The organism is Bacillus sp. B19-2 (genome assembly GCF_022832475.1).
GTDB lineage: Bacteria > Bacillota > Bacilli > Bacillales > Bacillaceae > Bacillus > Bacillus paralicheniformis.
In genome coordinates, this window is record NZ_JALHKQ010000005.1 from 41477 (window position 1) to 57184 (window position 15708).

Here is a 15708-nt window from a genome sequence, read left to right on the forward strand (position 1 = left end):
GTAGAATAAAGGCAATTAACTGAATTGGAGTGTGTTGTTGATGCTGATCGCAATCGGTTTATTTTTGCTGGCGGGCTTGGCTGAAATCGGCGGGGGCTATCTCGTATGGCTGTGGCTGAGGGAAGCCAAACCGCTGTGGTACGGGATAGCCGGAGGGCTGACTTTAATCATTTACGGCATAATCCCGGCTTTTCAGGCGTTTCCATCGTTCGGGCGCGTCTATGCCGCATACGGGGGCGTATTTATTATTCTGGCTGTGCTTTGGGGTTGGCTGGTGGACAAAAAAACCCCGGACCTCTATGATTGGGCCGGGGCTGTGATCTGTTTAGCCGGTGTCAGCGTCATGCTTTGGGCGCCGAGAGGTTAAAGGTTATACTTTCGAAGCCGCTTGTAAAATGTACTTCTTGGAATTCCGGCCAGCTTGGCCGCTTCGGACACATTTCCTTTCGTTTTTTGCAAAGCTTCCATCATCGTTTGTTTTTGAACACGTTCTCTGAATGTGAGCCGGTCTTCTTCAGAAGGTGCGCCGCATTTCCAATGGAGTCCGTCCAGCACCGCGCTGTATTGGGACGGATCGATCAGCCCGCCGTCCGGAAATAAAACCCTGAGCCTTTCAAACGTATTAAAGAGCTCACGGACGTTTCCCGGCCAGTGATATTCTTGAAGCCGCTTGAAAAAAACCGGCGGAAACTCGGCCTTCCACCCGTGTTGCTGTTGATAGTGGCGGAACAAATCAGGTATGTCCTCTTTGCGCTCTCTGAGCGGCGGTATTTTTACCGGATAAACATGAAGGCGGTAATACAGATCTTCACGTATCATTCCTTTTTGGAGAAGATCTTTCAGATCACGGTGTGTTGCTGTGATGATTCTGATGTCGAGGTTAACTTCACGGGTTCCGCCGATCGGAGTGACCTTCCGCTCTTCGATGATCCTTAAAAGCGCCACTTGCATCTGATAAGGGATTTCACCGATTTCATCGAGAAAAATCGTACCGCGGTGAGCCTGTTCAAACTTCCCTTTTGAACCGCGGCGCTTTGCTCCTGTAAATGCGCCTTCGGCATATCCGAACAATTCGCTCTCCATCAAGCTTTCAGGAATGGCGCCGCAGTTGACGGCGATAAAAGGCCCGTTTCTCCGGGCGCTTGCCTGATGAATCGCCCGTGCGGCAAGTTCCTTTCCGGAGCCCGTCTCCCCCCATATGTATACATTCGCATCCGTCTGAGCCGCAAGCCTCATGTCGTTAAGCGCCTGCTGAAACGCCCGGCTTGTTCCTGTTTCTCCCGGATAGATGAAACGGGATACGAGTGATGGAGCTGTTTTTTTGCGGGACACTTCAGCCAGTGCCATCGACTTTCCGAGGGGCCTCCCGTCTTTGGCGGAGAAAATCGGCTGCTTGTGCACGCCCGTAAACCCGCGCTCATACAGATCATTGACATCCATTCTCCTCCAGTCGGAAAAACGTTCCCGCACCGGTCTGCTCGCAGCTACGATTTTGTCTTTTTCATTGCAGACGATAAACGGCTGATCCGAATCGATTTTTTCAAGGCAATGGCTGATGAGCTCGGCTTCGTTTTTTTTCGTGTGTACGCTGACCTCGCGCTCGATGGCGTGTGCGGCAGTAGCAGCCATCCCAAGCATAAAGGGATGCCTTCTATCCGTGAGACAGGAAATATCGATCAAACCCATAACAGTGCCGTCTTCATCGCGAATCGGTGCAGCAGAACAACTCCAATGATGGGATGCCACCGAAAAATGCTCGGTCCCGTGAATGGTGACAGCTTCGCCGATTTCAAGTGCGGTTCCGATGGCGTTCGTGCCGACTTCTGTTTCCGTCCAGCGCACCCCCTCAACAAAATTGATTTTTTTCGCCTCTTCAAGCGTCCTCAGGCATCCGGCCAAGCTCAATACGTACCCGTCGGCATCGATCAGGAGCGCCATCATTTCCGACTCTTTTAATTCACGGCTGATATTGTGTAAATAAGGCAGGGCGATATCGAGGAATAACGAGTGTTTCTTTTTTTGAGCGTTGAATAAATCCTTTTTTAAAATTGACTGTCCTTTATCTAAATACGGATTTACATTTCGGCTTTTGCAGCGGTACCATGATTCCATGACTCTTTTGTTCAAGCGGGCCTGGTCAAGGAGCCCCTCCTGAACAAAGCGTTTCCACGTATTTAAATAGCAGGGCGTCGGATTCATTCCATCCTCTCCTAATGCTTTTTCCTCATTATATTATAAAAGCGCTTTCAATATCGATAAAAAAACTCCGCACTTACCTGCTGTGCGAAGTTTTCCATTATTCAGCAGTGAACCGCCTGACCTGTGGCTTGCAGCAAAGCTTCGTGAATCGTTTCCGAAAGAGTCGGATGAGCCGCGATGAAGTGCTCCATTGTGTCTGCCGTCAGCTCAGCGTGCATCATCACGGCTGCCTGGCCGATCAGTTCGGTTGCTCCCGGACCTACGATCGAAACCCCGACAATTTCCTGATACTCCGGCTCTATGATGATCTTGACCTTACCGGCAGCCTCATTTAAAATAAGCGCTTTTCCGTTTGAAGAAAACGGAAATTCACCGATACGAACATCCCCGTAGCGCTCCCTCGCCTTTTTTTCATTTAAGCCGACGCTTGCGATCTCAGGCGAGGTATAGATGCAGCGCGGAATGATTTCACTGTTGACCTTCATGTCTCGGCCTGAAGCATGGGATGCGGCGACGATTCCTTCGTGAAAAGCGGCATGCGCCAGCTGAATCCCGCCTGTGATATCCCCGCACGCATAAATATGCGGAATGTTTGTCTGCATATGTTGGTTGACTTGAATCCCTTTCCTGTCATATTGGACTCCGATATGCTCAAGCTTCAGATCAGCCGTTCTCGGTTTTCGGCCGACGGCGACCAGACATCGATCCGCTTGGATATTAAAGCTGTCATCGCCATTTTTCAGAAAGACGCGCTGCCGGGCAGGATCAAGACGCTCCACTTGTACAGATGTGAAAACACGGACGCCGGACTCTTCGAGTCTTGTATGGAGAAAAGCGGCAATATCCGGATCTTCTTCAGGCAAAATCTGTTCCGCTTGCTCGGCTATAATTACGTTCGCCCCCAGCCTGCTGTATATACTTGCAAATTCACAACCGATGATTCCTCCGCCGATAATAAAAATCGTTTCAGGGATGGACGGCAATGACATGGCATCTCCGCTGTGGATGATCCAGTTCCCGTCAAAAGACGCAAAAGGCAGTGCGGCAGGTTCCGCTCCTGCCGCTATAATCACATGCCTGGCATTGATGACCTCCTGTTTTCCGTCCTTTTCAACAAGTATGTCGTGTTCCGACAAGAACGATGCTTTTCCTTGCAGCACCTTGATTTTATTTTTATTCATCAAATATTTAATACCCCCGGCGAGCCGCTGAATGATCTCTCTTTTACGGCTTTGGACGGCCTCCCACTGAACCGTCGGGCTTTCGCCTGACAGCCCGATGCCGAATGCGCCTGCGGACTTTACTTTCTCGAACATATCGGCGCTCTCAAGAAGCGCTTTTGTCGGTATGCACCCTTCATTTAAACATGTCCCTCCGAGGGGGCCATCTTCAATCAGGATGACTTCTCTGCTATTCTTGGCGGCTGTTATCGCCGCCACGTAACCCGCAGGTCCCCCTCCTATAATCGCGAGTGTCACAGTCTATCCACCTTCTCTCTATAAAAGAATCGATGCAGGATCTTCCAAATATTTTTTTACATCTGAAAGGAATGCTGCAGCAGGCGCACCATCAAGCGCGCGGTGATCAAAAGTCAGACTGAGCGGCAGAATGGCGCCCTTTGTCAGTTCTCCGTCTTGATAGACGGGGGCCGAATACATTTGGCCGATTCCGAGTATCCCGGTTTCCGGCGGATTTAAGATCGGCGTAAAGTGCTCGACACCATATGCGCCGAGATTTGTAATCGTAAATGTCGATCCTTCTATTTCGTCGTGCAGAAGCCGGCCTTCCCGCGCTTTTTTGGCATACCATTTGATTTTTTTGGCCAGATCGATCAGCGGGAGCCGCTCGGCATGGCGGATGACGGGAACAGCCAGGCCTTCGTCCAAAGCGGCCGCCATTCCTAAATGAACATGCTCAAAGATCGTAAGCCTTCCGTCTTGATAAACGCTGTTCATGGCCGGATGATCCAAAAGCGAAAAAACAGCTGCCCTTGCGGCAAAATCAGTGATCGTCAGCTTTGTATCATACCTGGATTGGGCTGTTTCATTAAGCTGTTTTTGCAGGGCTGTTAATTTCGTGATGTCCGCCTTCATCGTAATCGTCAGCTGGGCGCTGTTTTGCAGGCTTTCCGTCATTCTTGCGGCAATCGTTTTCCTCATCGGGCTTGCCGGGGGACGATCTTCCGCCTGATCCGCCTGCTTGTTCGGCCTGTCGGGAAGCGCCTGCAGCACATCCGCTTTCGTAATTCTCCCCCCGGGCCCTGTGCCTTTCAGCGTTTTGACGTCTATATTTGCGCTTTCCGCGATTTTGCGTGCAGCCGGAGAAATTTTAATCCGTTCTTTCGGGGGATCCGGCTGTTTTGTTTGACTTTCCGGCGTTTGTTCGTTTTCATTCCCGATCTGGCAGATGACCGTTCCCGGCGGCACTCCCTCTCCTTCGGACACTTTGATGTCCAACACGGTTCCGTTTGCCGGAGATTCGATTTCCATTTCGATTTTTTCGGAATTGATGCTGGCAATGCTTTCTCCTTTTTCAACGGCTTCACCGACTTTTTTATTCCAGACGGAAACCGTACCTTCTTTCATCGACATTCCCAATTTCGGCATGACAACCTCGACAGCCATGTTCTCCTCTCCTTTCCAATCTTTACACCGTATGTGCTGAGGTTTCTCCTAGCATCTCAAGCACGGTGTTCACCACTTTTTCCGGTGTCGGCAAATACAGGTCTTCAAGAGGCGGTGAAAATGGCACCGGCGTATGTGGAGCCGTCACCTTTTTAACCGGTGCGTCAAGCGAATCAAATCCTTTATCTGCCGCCAATGATGCGATATCCGCGGCGATACTGCATCTCGGATTGGCTTCATCAACGATCACAAGCCTGTTTGTTTTTTCTACAGATGAAAGGACAGCCTCTTCATCAAGCGGCGAAAGACTCCTCGGATCAAGGACTTCGGCTTCAATTCCCCGCGCTGAGAGCTGTTCCGCCGCTTGAAGCGCCGTATGAACCTGTTTGCCGACTGCGATAATCGTTACATCAGCGCCTTTCCGCTTGATATCGGCTTTTCCGATCGGCAGCGTGTAATATTCTTCCGGCACATCGCCTGTCATGTTGTACAGCGTTTTGTCTTCAAAAAAGATAACCGGGTCCTGATCCTCAATCGCAGCAAGCAATAAGCCTTTCGCATCGTACGGGGTCGACGGCACAATCACTTTCAGGCCGGGAATGCTTGTAAATAGGGCATACAAGCTTTGCGAATGCTGGGCGGCTGCCCTAAAGCCGGCGCCGTGGGTCGTCCGGATCGTAATCGGAACTTCCGCTTTGCCGCCAAACATGTAGCGGAACTTCGCTCCCTGGTTCAGCACCTGGTCCAAACATGTTCCGATAAAATCGTTAAACATCAATTCCGCGATCGGCCTTAAACCTGTTGAAGCCGCCGCCATGGCTGCGCCGATGTACCCCGCTTCACTGATCGGCGTATCAAGGACGCGCTCCCGTCCAAATTCCTGAACAATCCCTTTTGTGACGCCGAGCACACCGCCCCATGCTTCATCATCCTGCAGATGATCGACATTCGCTCCTCCTGCGACATCTTCTCCCATTAAAATGACGTGATCGTCCTTTCTCATCGCAAGTTTGATCGCTTCATTCAATGCGGCTGACATGCTGATTTCCCTCGTCATGTTTCCTTCCCCCTTCATGAATTAATAGGATACATATACATCTGTCAGCAGTTCGGTTTCTTCCGGATAAGCGCTTTTTTCGCTGAATGCGACCGCTTCCTCGACCGCTTCTTCAACTTCTTTTTCAATCCGCGACTGCTCTTCTTCACTCATCAGCCCTTTTGCCAGCAATTCGCTTTTGAACGCGGCAATGGCATCTTTTTCTTCCTGATGTACCGCCTTTTCTTCATTTGTTTTGTAGCGCTGGGCATCTCCTTCAAAATGACCGTAGTTCCGGTATGTCATACACTCAATGAGCGTCGGTCCTTCTCCGTTTTTGGCACGCTCTATCGCCCGGCCCGCAGCCTGGAAAACCGCGGCCGCATCTTTTCCATCCACGCGAATGCCCGGAATCCCATAGGCGGCCGCACGATCTGCGATCGATTCGCAGCTTGACGCATAGGAAAACGGCGTCGCTTCGCCATACCCGTTGTTTTCGGCGACAAATATGACAGGCAGCTTCCAAATGGCGGCAAGATTGATCCCTTCGTGAAACGTCCCTTGGTTGTTGGCGCCGTCACCAAAAAAGCAAACGCTTACATTTTTAGTCTTTTTATACTTTGCAGTGAGGGCAGCTCCGCAGGCCAAGGGAAATCCCCCGCCGACGATTCCATTTGCGCCTAGCATCCCTTTGTCAAAGTCTGCGATATGCATTGATCCGCCTTTTCCTTTGCAAAGTCCTGCAGATTTTCCGTATATCTCGGCCATCATCCCTTTCAAGTCGCACCCTTTTGCAATGCAGTGCCCATGGCCGCGGTGTGTGCTCGTGATGGTGTCTTCATCATTCAGATGAGCGCAGACGCCCGCAGCAACCGCTTCTTCTCCGGCGTAAAGATGGACAAAACCCGGCAGTATTCCTTTAGCAAACAGCTGATGAACCCGATCTTCGAAATGGCGGATTTCCAGCATTTTTTGATACATCCACACCGCCTTTTCCTTTGTCAGTGCCTCTTCCATATGAAAAAACCTCCTGTCTTTTTTTACTCACACGTTATGATGCAAAAATCGTGCCAACTCTCCGACGCAAACATGAAGCTCTTTTCAAGCGGACATCCTTCCAAAATAAGAGACAAAACGAGACAGGTGTCTCAATTTGTCTACTTCATCAGTTGCGGAAATGTCTTTGCCGCAGTTAGAATGAACGGTAGAGACGAAGGAGGTTATTCTCATGAAGAAAGCGTATGTTTTTTTAATCGGCGGATTTGAAGAAATCGAAGCGATAGCAACGATTGATATTTTACGGAGGGCTGAAGTCGAGACCGTCACCGTCTCGCTTGATCCATCCCGCAGCGTGAAAGGCGGGCATGACATTGTCGTCGAGGCAGACGTCATGTTTGAGGATGCTGATTTTCAAAAAGCGGATATGCTGATTCTTCCGGGCGGAAATGTAGGCAGCAAAAAAATGCTGGAACACCAAGCTTTGCACAAGACGCTGACAGAAGCGGCGGATGCAGGAAAATATGTCGCCGCCATCTGCGCCGCAACGATGACGCTCGGAAAAACGGGGCTTGTCAGCGGAAAAAAAGCGACCTGCTATCCCGGAGTTGAAGAACATTTGACAGGAGCGGAGGTCACTGCAAATGAAAATGTTGTCGTGGATGGAAACATCATTACGTCCAGAGGCCCGGCGACCACGATTCCATTTGCCCTCAAGCTTGCCGAATTGCTGAACGGCAAAGAAAAAGCCGATGCAGTTGCCAAGGGAATGCTAGTCTGCTAAGACGGCATTCCTCTTTTTTATCCAATAAAAGAACGGTATTGACATCATAAATCTTAAAAGATATGATATTTAAAAAGTAATTCCGTAAAATCAATAATTGTAATCTCATGCAAAAGAGCTTTAGCATTCGGCTATAATCCCATTATGGTCGCGTGAAAAAGCAACCTTACCATGCATGACATTAACATTTTGATAGGACGGTATATTTCATTTTCCCTACCTGCCGTGTATAAGGAAAAGAAATATACCGTTTTTCAGGAGGATATAACATTGAAAAAACAGAAAGTGACGAAGGGGTCTTTGGAGGCGGAGATCAGCAAAACCTTAACCCAATGGGAAAAAGACTATTTGGGCCGCGGGTCCGTGTCTGTTAAAACAGATATTCTCAGAAACATGGTCATCATTTCCCTGAACGGTATTTTGACACCCGCCGAATACGAACTTTGCAGTACAAAAGAAGGCCTGCTGTCAATTAAAAGAACCCGCTCCGGTTTGGTGGAATCGGGTATAGAACAACTGAGCCGCATAATGAAGGAGCTGACCGGTGAAGAGACGATCAGCTTTCACACGGATATCAGCACCCGCACTGGCGAACGGATCATGGTATTTAAATTGGCAAACGACCTGCAAAAAAAATTGGCATAGCAAAACGGAAGATCTTTAAAGCATGAACATGAGTTAAAGATAAGCCGGTATTATTCAGAAAGATTGGCTAAATGGGCCGATCCTGAATATACCGGCTTTTTTACGTTTTCAGAAAGGAAGGCAAGACATGAAACAGTATGTTCTTTTCCATCATCCCGACGGAGGGATGCCGGATGTTTGATCTGCTAGATTCTTTATTTTGGCTGAAAATATTTTTCGCGTCGCTTGCGCTTTGTTTGTTCAGCGCACTGCTCGTCCTGAATCGAAAGGTTCCATTGGCATATGTACGGATTCACGCCAAGATCATCGCCCTGCCGCCGTTTGCCGCGCTGGCAGCATTGATAACGGTGAATCCCGGGCAAGCTGGAGCTCCGTGGCGCTTGGATTCGCTTGCTTGGTTAATCGCCTTTTTTGTCTTGACCATCGGCTTCATCGTCCAGCGCTACTCTGTCCGGTATTTGTTCGGTGACCGCTCCTACCGTAAATTTTTTGTGTTGCTGACGCTTACGACAGGAGGCGCTTCATGCGCCTGGCTGAACGATGATCTTCGCTGGCTCCTCTTATGCTGGGGCATCACGCTTTTCGGCTTGACCGCGCTAATCGGCTTAAACAGCGCGTGGCAAGCGGCCAAAAATGCCGCTTTATATGCGGGCCGGATCTTTGCGCTCAGCTGGCTGGCGATAGCAGCCGCCGCTCTTTGGCTGTCTCTCGCGACAGGTCACTGGCAGCTTTCCTCCGCCATAGCGGAGGAAAGCCTAGCACAGCTCAGCTCATGGGAGAAAACCGGGATCGGCCTCCTTATCATTTTAACGGTGATGATTCCTGCGGCACAGTGGCCGTTTCATCGCTGGCTGCTCGATTCTGCAATCGCCCCGACTCCCGTTTCCGCGGTCATGCACGCCGGACTCGTAAATGTAGGCGGCGTCATGCTGACCCGTTTCGCACCGATGTTCAATGGTGATGGGCTGCAGCTTATTCTGCTTGTTCCCGCCGTTTTTTCCGTCTTGCTCGGAACGGGCATGATGATCGTCCAGACGGACTACAAGCGGCAGCTCGCAGCTTCAACGGTCGCGCAGATGGGTTTTATGCTCGTCCAATGCGCATTAGGGGCCTATATTGCGGCTGTTATTCACCTCATGTTACACGGCCTGTTCAAAGCCGCCCTTTTCCTGCAAGCCGGATCAGCAGTGCGCCGTTATGAATCGTTCACATCTAAACGGGGCAGACCGGCTCTTTTCTGGAACATGATAGGCGGCGTCTTTGCTCTTACTGTCGTCATCGGAATCTGGGTTTCAGCTCCAGACGATGGCTATCAATTGATCAGCGCCCTTGTTTTAGGCTGGGCACTGTTCATTGCTTGGAGACAGCTTGTCACAGCCAATTACGGACGCGTCACACGAATAGCCGGGCTTTTCATTTTAACGGGGGCTTCACTCGCGTTTGCCATCATTCATTCCGGTTTACACGGGCTCCTGAAGGAAGCTGTTGTACAAGGGGCGCAGCCGCCTGCAATGGCGGCCGTTTTAACGGCAGTCGTTTTGTTAGCCGGCAGTGCGGCCGGCGCCTTGATCGTTCGGCAGCGCTTTGCATGGTCCGGCGCACTCTATCTGCGTCTTGTAAAAACGGGTGAGCCTCATTTTGAATCGGTCGAAGAACGGCCGAATTATCTTGACCAATATCTTACTCAAGGAGGTCGTCAATCATGAAAGCAGCACCGACATTGTCTAAACAATTGATCTTCAAATATGAACATCAGACAGCGGACTTTAATATTGATGAATCGGTTCAATCAGCAGCACGGGTCATTGCGCCGCTTTGGCCGATTGAAACTTTTGCCGCGCGCCATCCGTGGATGGGTCTTGAAGAACAGACATTTGAACAGACGGCCCGGCAGCTTAAACAGCAGCTTCATGTTGATATATACCCAAAGTCCTCCATTTTCCGCTCCGCAAAACAACGGGGAGAAATCGATGAGGCCATTCTTGAAAAAAAACTGACGCATTGGCTCGATTCACATCAGCCCGGCATGCAGAGGGAAACAGCGGAAGCGTTTTGCAAAGCCGCGCTCAAGCTGGACGAAATCCCTGAACAGCTCTTGAGATCCCGGCAAGTCGAAAAGCTTGCCAAACAAGTGGCGCGCGGGGCAATCGATGATCAAAAAACACGCTTGATCAAACCGCTCAGCGTTTTTGCCGGACAGAAAACCGCTCACCTTCTTGATCATCATGTGATTAAATGGTGCAAGCTGTTTCTCGATGAATCACAATCGGCATGGCGGCTTCCGCATCGCGAGAAAGGGTTTTACAGCGCTTGGCGGCAGCTGATTGAACATGATCCCGCCCTGGCGCGAGCGGAACGCCAACGACTGAAAGGGTGGCCGGAAGAGCCGCGGGACGCGATGGAAAGAGCACTCCGAGCGCTTGATATTTCTGATGGAGACGTTCAGGCATATCTTGAAGCTCATTTGCTCTCTCTTCCGGGATGGGCCGGGATGATGCTTTGGCGTTCCCAGCAATCGCAGGACGAACAAGGGCTGTTGCTCGAGTATTTGGCCATCCGGCTTTCAATGGAATGGATGCTTATTGAACCTTATTTGCCGCTGTCTAAGCCAAAACCTGAAAAAGAGATGCTGGTCGTTCCTTTGATTGCGGCCTGGCTGCATTGGGGCGGCCTGACGCCTGACGAATGGCTCAAACTTTCAGCAGCAGAGCAAAAAGCGAGATTAACACTCGCCCGCCGCTTTGATGATCTAATGCGCAGGCGCATCTGGCTGGAAGCGTGGGAACACTCATACGCCGCTGAGGTAAGGAATCTCATCACGGCAAACAAACCTGCCGCTGCCGCCAAAAGTGAAGCGGCGCTGGCCCAGCTTGCATTTTGTATTGATGTCCGTTCAGAGCCGTTCCGACGGGCATTGGAAAAGTCAGGCCCTTTTGAAACGTATGGAACAGCGGGCTTTTTCAATCTGGCAATCGAAACGTGCGAGCTTGGCACTAAGCACACTCACAGCTCTCTGCCTGTCATCCTTAAACCTCAGCATCGAGTAAATGAAACGGCAGATGAATCAAGTTTCAAATCGTATCAAGAACATAAAAAAGCAGCATCCTCGCTGAGCTCCGCCTTTAAAACGATGAAACAGAATCTATTGGCGGGTATGCTGCTTCCCGAAGTGAGCGGGCCGTGGCTGAGCGTGCAAATGGCCGCGCGCAGCCTGGTCCCCCGCGCAGCCGGGCAAGCTTTCCGGAATGCGCGGAAAACATGGCTGAAGAAGCCTCAGGCAAAGCTCTCGCTTGATCGCATGGAAACATCTGAAACCGGCATTCCGGTCGGATTTACAGAAGAAGAAAAAGCCGCCTATGCCAGACAGGCATTAAAGATGATGGGGATCACTGACCGGTTCGCTCCGCTGGTTGTCATTTGCGGGCACGGCAGCAGAAGCACGAATAACCCTTATGCATCGGCACTGGACTGCGGCGCCTGCGGAGGCGCATCAGGCGCTTTCAACGCACGCGTCCTAGCCGCTTTATGCAACCTTCCGAGCGTCAGACAGAGACTCCGCTCCGACGGCATTTTTATTCCGGATGATACGGTATTCGCCGCCGCAGAGCATATTACAACATTGGATGAACTGCAATGGCTCTATGTACCTGAGCTTCCGTCTAAAGCTCAACAAGCGTTCGACCGCATCAACTCGGTACTTCCCGATGTGAGCCGTACCGTCGGAGCCGAACGCTTAGAAGAGCTGCCGCAGCTCGGCTACCAAAATCCGCGGAATGAAGTTGAGCGCTTCGCCGAAGATTGGAGCGAAGTCCGCCCCGAATGGGGGCTGGCCCGAAATGCTTCCTTCATCATCGGCACACGCCGGCTTACACGCGGAGCCGATCTTGAAGGAAGGGCTTTTCTGCACAGCTATGACTGGCGGAATGATGAAGACGGCTCCATCCTCAGCGGCATCATTTCAGGGCCTGGAACAGTAGCCCAATGGATCAATCTGCAATATTACGCGTCTACCGTTGCACCGCATTATTATGGAAGCGGAAATAAAGCAACTCAAACCGTCACTTCAGGCCTCGGCGTCATGCAAGGAAATGCAAGCGATCTTTTGGCCGGCCTCCCGTGGCAGTCCGTCATGCGGTCGGATGACGAAATATATCATGCGCCTCTCAGGCTTCTGATCGTGATCGAAGCGCCGGATGATGCTATCGAACGTCTTCTTGACCGCGATCACAGCTTCCGGCAAAAAGCCGAGAACGGATGGATCCACCTGGCATCTATTAACCCGGAGGGAAAATGGAAGAACTGGACAAATACGATAAATAAATGAGGTGAAATGTCATGGAAGAAAACAAAAAAATACTGATGATTATCGGAATGGAGAAACAGCTTGAACAGACCATCTGCCGGGCAGCGAATATTCAGCCTGAAAACGCCCTCGTTTTAAAAAGCGTCTTCCCTGATATTTCACAGCCCTATGGTGATTTGATGAGGGATATCATCACCCTTGTCCACCGGAACAAAACGGAAGAAATCTGGATTGTCCGCGATAAGCACGAGCAAACGGCAGATGAAGATATTTCTGACCTTTTAAATAGAAACAAAGATTTAAGTGATAGAATGCAAACTTTAGAGTACCTTTTCCAAAACTGCAGTCCGGAGTTTACGCAGGGCAGCATCGATGAATGGCTGTCACCGAGCGGAACCGTGGCTGAAGGCGTCCAAAAAAGCGTCGCCGCCATCCGCCGGCACCCGCTAATCCCTTTGCACGTCAAAGTGAAAGGATTTCTAATCGAAAATTCGGTTTTAACGGAAATTGAAGCCTTAAACAAAAACGGAGCCCGATAACAGGGCTCCGTTTTCTTAAACACACCATTCTTTACACGACAGCAGACCGCTGATAAAATCTCTGAATATGCATGGTAATGTAGCACAGCTCTTTTTCCGGAAATTCAAAACCATACTCCCGCTTCACAAATGCCCCGATTTCTTCTGCGCACATAAACGCTTGTCCAAACTTCTTTTTAATGAGGCTGATCATTTCACCATCCATTTCGTAAAATGTCTCTCCCGATTCGATATGCTGAATGGCGAAACGGAGATGGTTGACAAGCCGCTCATACGAAATCGTCTCATCCTTTATTTTAATGTTGAGTTTGTTTTCGATGATCTCGATAATATCTTTGATCATCGTTGTGAGATCGAGCGTTTTTGTCATATCTCCCGCGTTTGTTTTGGCTGTATGAATATGAAGCGCAATATTGGCGACTTCATCCTCCGGAATATCGATCTTCAGCTTTTCTTTAATGAGGGCCTTTGCCCAGCGGCCGATTTGAAATTCTTTCGTGTAGAGGACTTTGACTTCTTGAAGCAGCGGATTTTTAATGACCATTCCCTTGCTTAACCGTTCTATCGCGAATGATAAATGATCTGAAAAAGCAACATGGATTCGCTCATTGATTTTGATTCCGAGCTCTTTTTCCGCATGAGAAATAATATCCTCCGCCACCTGAATATGATCTTCAGGCAACGTTTTTAAGATCTCCTCGAATTGGCGGTATTCTGATGAATCTTTCATTACGAATATTTTTTCAATTTTAGATCTATCGACAATATCATTCTTCTTTTTTTGAAATGCGATTCCGGAACCTAATACGATCTTTTCCTCGCCGCGATCCTTGACGACGAGCGCATTGTTATTTAAGATTTTTTTTACTTTCATAGCTGCCTTCCTTTCATCCTGTTTTAATGAATGAAAACGGAATTATTCTTTTTCATCTTTAAAGCCAAGACACAAAGTCGCAATGAATGCTGAAATCACCGCAATCGCAAAAGCGATTAAATAATGAATGAGATTGGCGGTGCCGAGAGGAAGAATGATTGAAATCATCGGGATGCCGGACAATCCGTAAGAGTTTGCCGCAACGTGTGTGAAGACGGCGTATGCACCTCCGATGGCGCCTCCGATCGATGCGCCGATAAACGGCCTGACGAGCTTCAGGTTGACGCCAAACATGACAGGTTCGACGATTCCCAAAAAAGCGGTGAGAGAAGCCGGAATCGCAATCTTTCTGATGCCGGCATTCTTTGTTTTCAAAAATACGGCGAGTCCCGCTCCTCCCTGTGCGACATTGGCCATCGACCATATTGGAAGCAGAAAATTGACCCCGTATGCGGGATCTGCGAGCAGCGACGCTTCAATCACATAAAAACTGTGATGCAGGCCGCTCAAAACGAGTAAGGAGTAAAGCCCGCCAAATAAAAATCCGGCGCAAGCCCCCGCAAAATGATAGACAAACCCGAGACAGCCGCTTACGAAATGGGCGATGATCAGTGAGAGCGGCCCCATGATAAACAGCGCGGCAAATCCGGAAGCCATGACTGTAATAAACGGTGTGACAAGCAAATCTAAAGAACGGGGGATGATTCTTTTTAAGAATTTTTCGATTTTGCTCATTATGTAGACGGATAAGAGAATCGGAATGACTGTCCCCTGGTATCCGATCAAAGGGACTTCAAGGCCGAATACTTCGACGGATTCCGGCTTTTGGCTGCCGAGCAATGAAGGATCAAGCAAATCGGGATGGGTCAGAATTCCGCCGATAACAGCGCCTAAAAACGGATTCGCTCCAAACTGTTTAGCCGCACTGAACCCGATCAGCACAGGCAAAATGACAAACGCTGAGCTTGAAAAAATGTCGAGCATTTTCATCATCGGGCCGCCATAAGCGCCGAGGCTGAATTCTTTAAGCACACTGATGAGACCCATGAGCAATCCGCTCGCAACGATTGCAGGAATGATCGGCACAAAGATGTCTGACAGCGTTTTGGCAAATCGCGTCAATACGTTCATGTTTGGCCGCGCCTCCCGCCGGGCTTCTTCAAAAGGAGCCGGATTGCTGTATTGGATCATTTCTTTATAAATCTTATTGACCACACCTGTACCGAAAATGATCTGGAACAAACCGTATCTGAAAAAAGTCCCCTGCACAGACTCCATCTTTTCAATAGCAGCTATATCGATTTTTTCTTCATCTCTGACATTGAAGCGCAGCCTTGTCGTACAATGGCTGATGCTGATGATATTCTCCGCGCCTCCAATGAGGGGCAAGAGTTCTCTTGCAATCTCTTTTTGCAGCACCCGGATCTACCTCCTCCAATTTTTCTATCCTATCAAATCAACAGAAGACGATCAAAATGAAAAATGTGCCATCACATCTAAAGACCCCGGCGAAAGGAACAAAAAAAGACCTAAAACATGCGAAAGCATCAGCCGATAGGCGCAAAAAAGCGCACTAAGGTCTGTGATTCCTTTAGCACATTTTAGGTCTTGCCTGCCTTACCAGTAACAATCCCATCGATATTTATTTGTTCTTAATATGATTCTATTCGCTACGGGCATGGACATCAATAGTGCAAATCGCCTATAT

At 49.6% G+C, this 15708-nt stretch carries 13 protein-coding genes; 6 read left to right on the forward strand and 7 right to left on the reverse strand.

Annotated elements, in window-relative coordinates:
* The first annotated feature begins 37 nt into the window (after positions 1–37).
* Positions 38–367, forward strand: coding sequence for a YnfA family protein (locus MST20_RS18010; RefSeq protein ID WP_243943946.1), 330 nt, complete (start codon positions 38–40; stop codon positions 365–367).
* On the opposite strand, the gene MST20_RS18015 is transcribed toward MST20_RS18010, so the two are convergent.
* The 5 genes from MST20_RS18015 to MST20_RS18035 form a co-directional block, all read right to left on the reverse strand.
* A complete protein-coding gene (locus tag MST20_RS18015) occupies positions 364–2199 on the reverse strand; it encodes a sigma-54-dependent Fis family transcriptional regulator (RefSeq protein WP_243943948.1) in 1836 nt (611 codons plus the stop codon). The genes MST20_RS18010 and MST20_RS18015 overlap by 4 nt on opposite strands.
* A gap of 101 nt (positions 2200–2300) precedes the next feature.
* On the reverse strand, positions 2301–3677 hold the full coding sequence (lpdA, locus tag MST20_RS18020) for a dihydrolipoyl dehydrogenase (protein WP_243943950.1): 1377 nt from the start codon (positions 3675–3677) through the stop codon (positions 2301–2303).
* Positions 3678–3695: 18 nt separating this feature from the next.
* Positions 3696–4823 carry a dihydrolipoamide acetyltransferase family protein gene (locus tag MST20_RS18025; protein WP_243943952.1) on the reverse strand — a complete coding sequence of 376 codons (1128 nt, stop codon included), beginning with the start codon at positions 4821–4823 and terminating at the stop codon, positions 3696–3698.
* Between the two features lie 22 nt (positions 4824–4845).
* Positions 4846–5880 carry an alpha-ketoacid dehydrogenase subunit beta gene (locus tag MST20_RS18030; protein WP_243943953.1) on the reverse strand — a complete coding sequence of 345 codons (1035 nt, stop codon included), beginning with the start codon at positions 5878–5880 and terminating at the stop codon, positions 4846–4848.
* A gap of 21 nt (positions 5881–5901) precedes the next feature.
* A complete protein-coding gene (locus MST20_RS18035) occupies positions 5902–6876 on the reverse strand; it encodes a thiamine pyrophosphate-dependent dehydrogenase E1 component subunit alpha (protein WP_025810207.1) in 975 nt (324 codons plus the stop codon).
* A gap of 211 nt (positions 6877–7087) precedes the next feature.
* Here MST20_RS18035 and MST20_RS18040 point away from each other — a divergent pair, with 211 nt between their 5' ends.
* The 5 genes from MST20_RS18040 (at position 7088) to MST20_RS18060 (ending at position 13126) form a co-directional block, all read left to right on the forward strand.
* Positions 7088–7639: a DJ-1 family glyoxalase III gene (locus tag MST20_RS18040; RefSeq protein ID WP_243943955.1), complete on the forward strand. Its 552-nt coding sequence runs from the start codon at positions 7088–7090 to the stop codon at positions 7637–7639.
* A gap of 270 nt (positions 7640–7909) precedes the next feature.
* Positions 7910–8284: a Na-translocating system protein MpsC family protein gene (locus MST20_RS18045; protein ID WP_016886253.1), complete on the forward strand. Its 375-nt coding sequence runs from the start codon at positions 7910–7912 to the stop codon at positions 8282–8284.
* A 173-nt stretch (positions 8285–8457) separates the two neighbouring features.
* Positions 8458–9990, forward strand: coding sequence for an NADH dehydrogenase subunit 5 (locus MST20_RS18050; RefSeq protein ID WP_243943957.1), 1533 nt, complete (start codon positions 8458–8460; stop codon positions 9988–9990).
* On the forward strand, positions 9987–12608 hold the full coding sequence (locus tag MST20_RS18055; protein WP_243943959.1) for a DUF2309 domain-containing protein: 2622 nt from the start codon (positions 9987–9989) through the stop codon (positions 12606–12608). Before MST20_RS18050 ends, MST20_RS18055 begins: the two co-directional genes overlap by 4 nt.
* A gap of 11 nt (positions 12609–12619) precedes the next feature.
* Entirely contained in the window at positions 12620–13126 is a 507-nt protein-coding gene (locus MST20_RS18060; RefSeq protein ID WP_243943960.1) for a carbonic anhydrase, read from the forward strand.
* Between the two features lie 31 nt (positions 13127–13157).
* On the opposite strand, the gene MST20_RS18065 is transcribed toward MST20_RS18060, so the two are convergent.
* Together MST20_RS18065 and MST20_RS18070 are read right to left on the reverse strand one after the other, a co-directional pair.
* Entirely contained in the window at positions 13158–14000 is an 843-nt protein-coding gene (locus tag MST20_RS18065; RefSeq protein WP_065644602.1) for a PRD domain-containing protein, read from the reverse strand.
* A 42-nt stretch (positions 14001–14042) separates the two neighbouring features.
* Positions 14043–15419 (reverse strand): sucrose-specific PTS transporter subunit IIBC, encoded by a 1377-nt coding sequence (locus MST20_RS18070; protein WP_347880875.1) that lies wholly within the window; start codon positions 15417–15419, stop codon positions 14043–14045.
* Between the last annotated feature and the right edge of the window lie 289 nt (positions 15420–15708).

Bases quoted from the DNA above. Each gene is read 5' to 3' on its own strand.
- MST20_RS18055 (WP_243943959.1), top strand. From the start codon at position 9,987: ATGAAAGCAGCACCGACATTGTCTAAACAATTGATCTTCAAATATGAA.
- MST20_RS18025 (WP_243943952.1), bottom strand. From the start codon at position 4,823: ATGGCTGTCGAGGTTGTCATGCCGAAATTGGGAATGTCGATGAAAGAA.
- MST20_RS18015 (WP_243943948.1), bottom strand. From the start codon at position 2,199: ATGAATCCGACGCCCTGCTATTTAAATACGTGGAAACGCTTTGTTCAG.
- MST20_RS18035 (WP_025810207.1), bottom strand. From the start codon at position 6,876: ATGGAAGAGGCACTGACAAAGGAAAAGGCGGTGTGGATGTATCAAAAA.
- MST20_RS18040 (WP_243943955.1), top strand. From the start codon at position 7,088: ATGAAGAAAGCGTATGTTTTTTTAATCGGCGGATTTGAAGAAATCGAA.
- MST20_RS18050 (WP_243943957.1), top strand. From the start codon at position 8,458: ATGTTTGATCTGCTAGATTCTTTATTTTGGCTGAAAATATTTTTCGCG.
- MST20_RS18030 (WP_243943953.1), bottom strand. From the start codon at position 5,880: ATGACGAGGGAAATCAGCATGTCAGCCGCATTGAATGAAGCGATCAAA.
- MST20_RS18065 (WP_065644602.1), bottom strand. From the start codon at position 14,000: ATGAAAGTAAAAAAAATCTTAAATAACAATGCGCTCGTCGTCAAGGAT.
- MST20_RS18060 (WP_243943960.1), top strand. From the start codon at position 12,620: ATGGAAGAAAACAAAAAAATACTGATGATTATCGGAATGGAGAAACAG.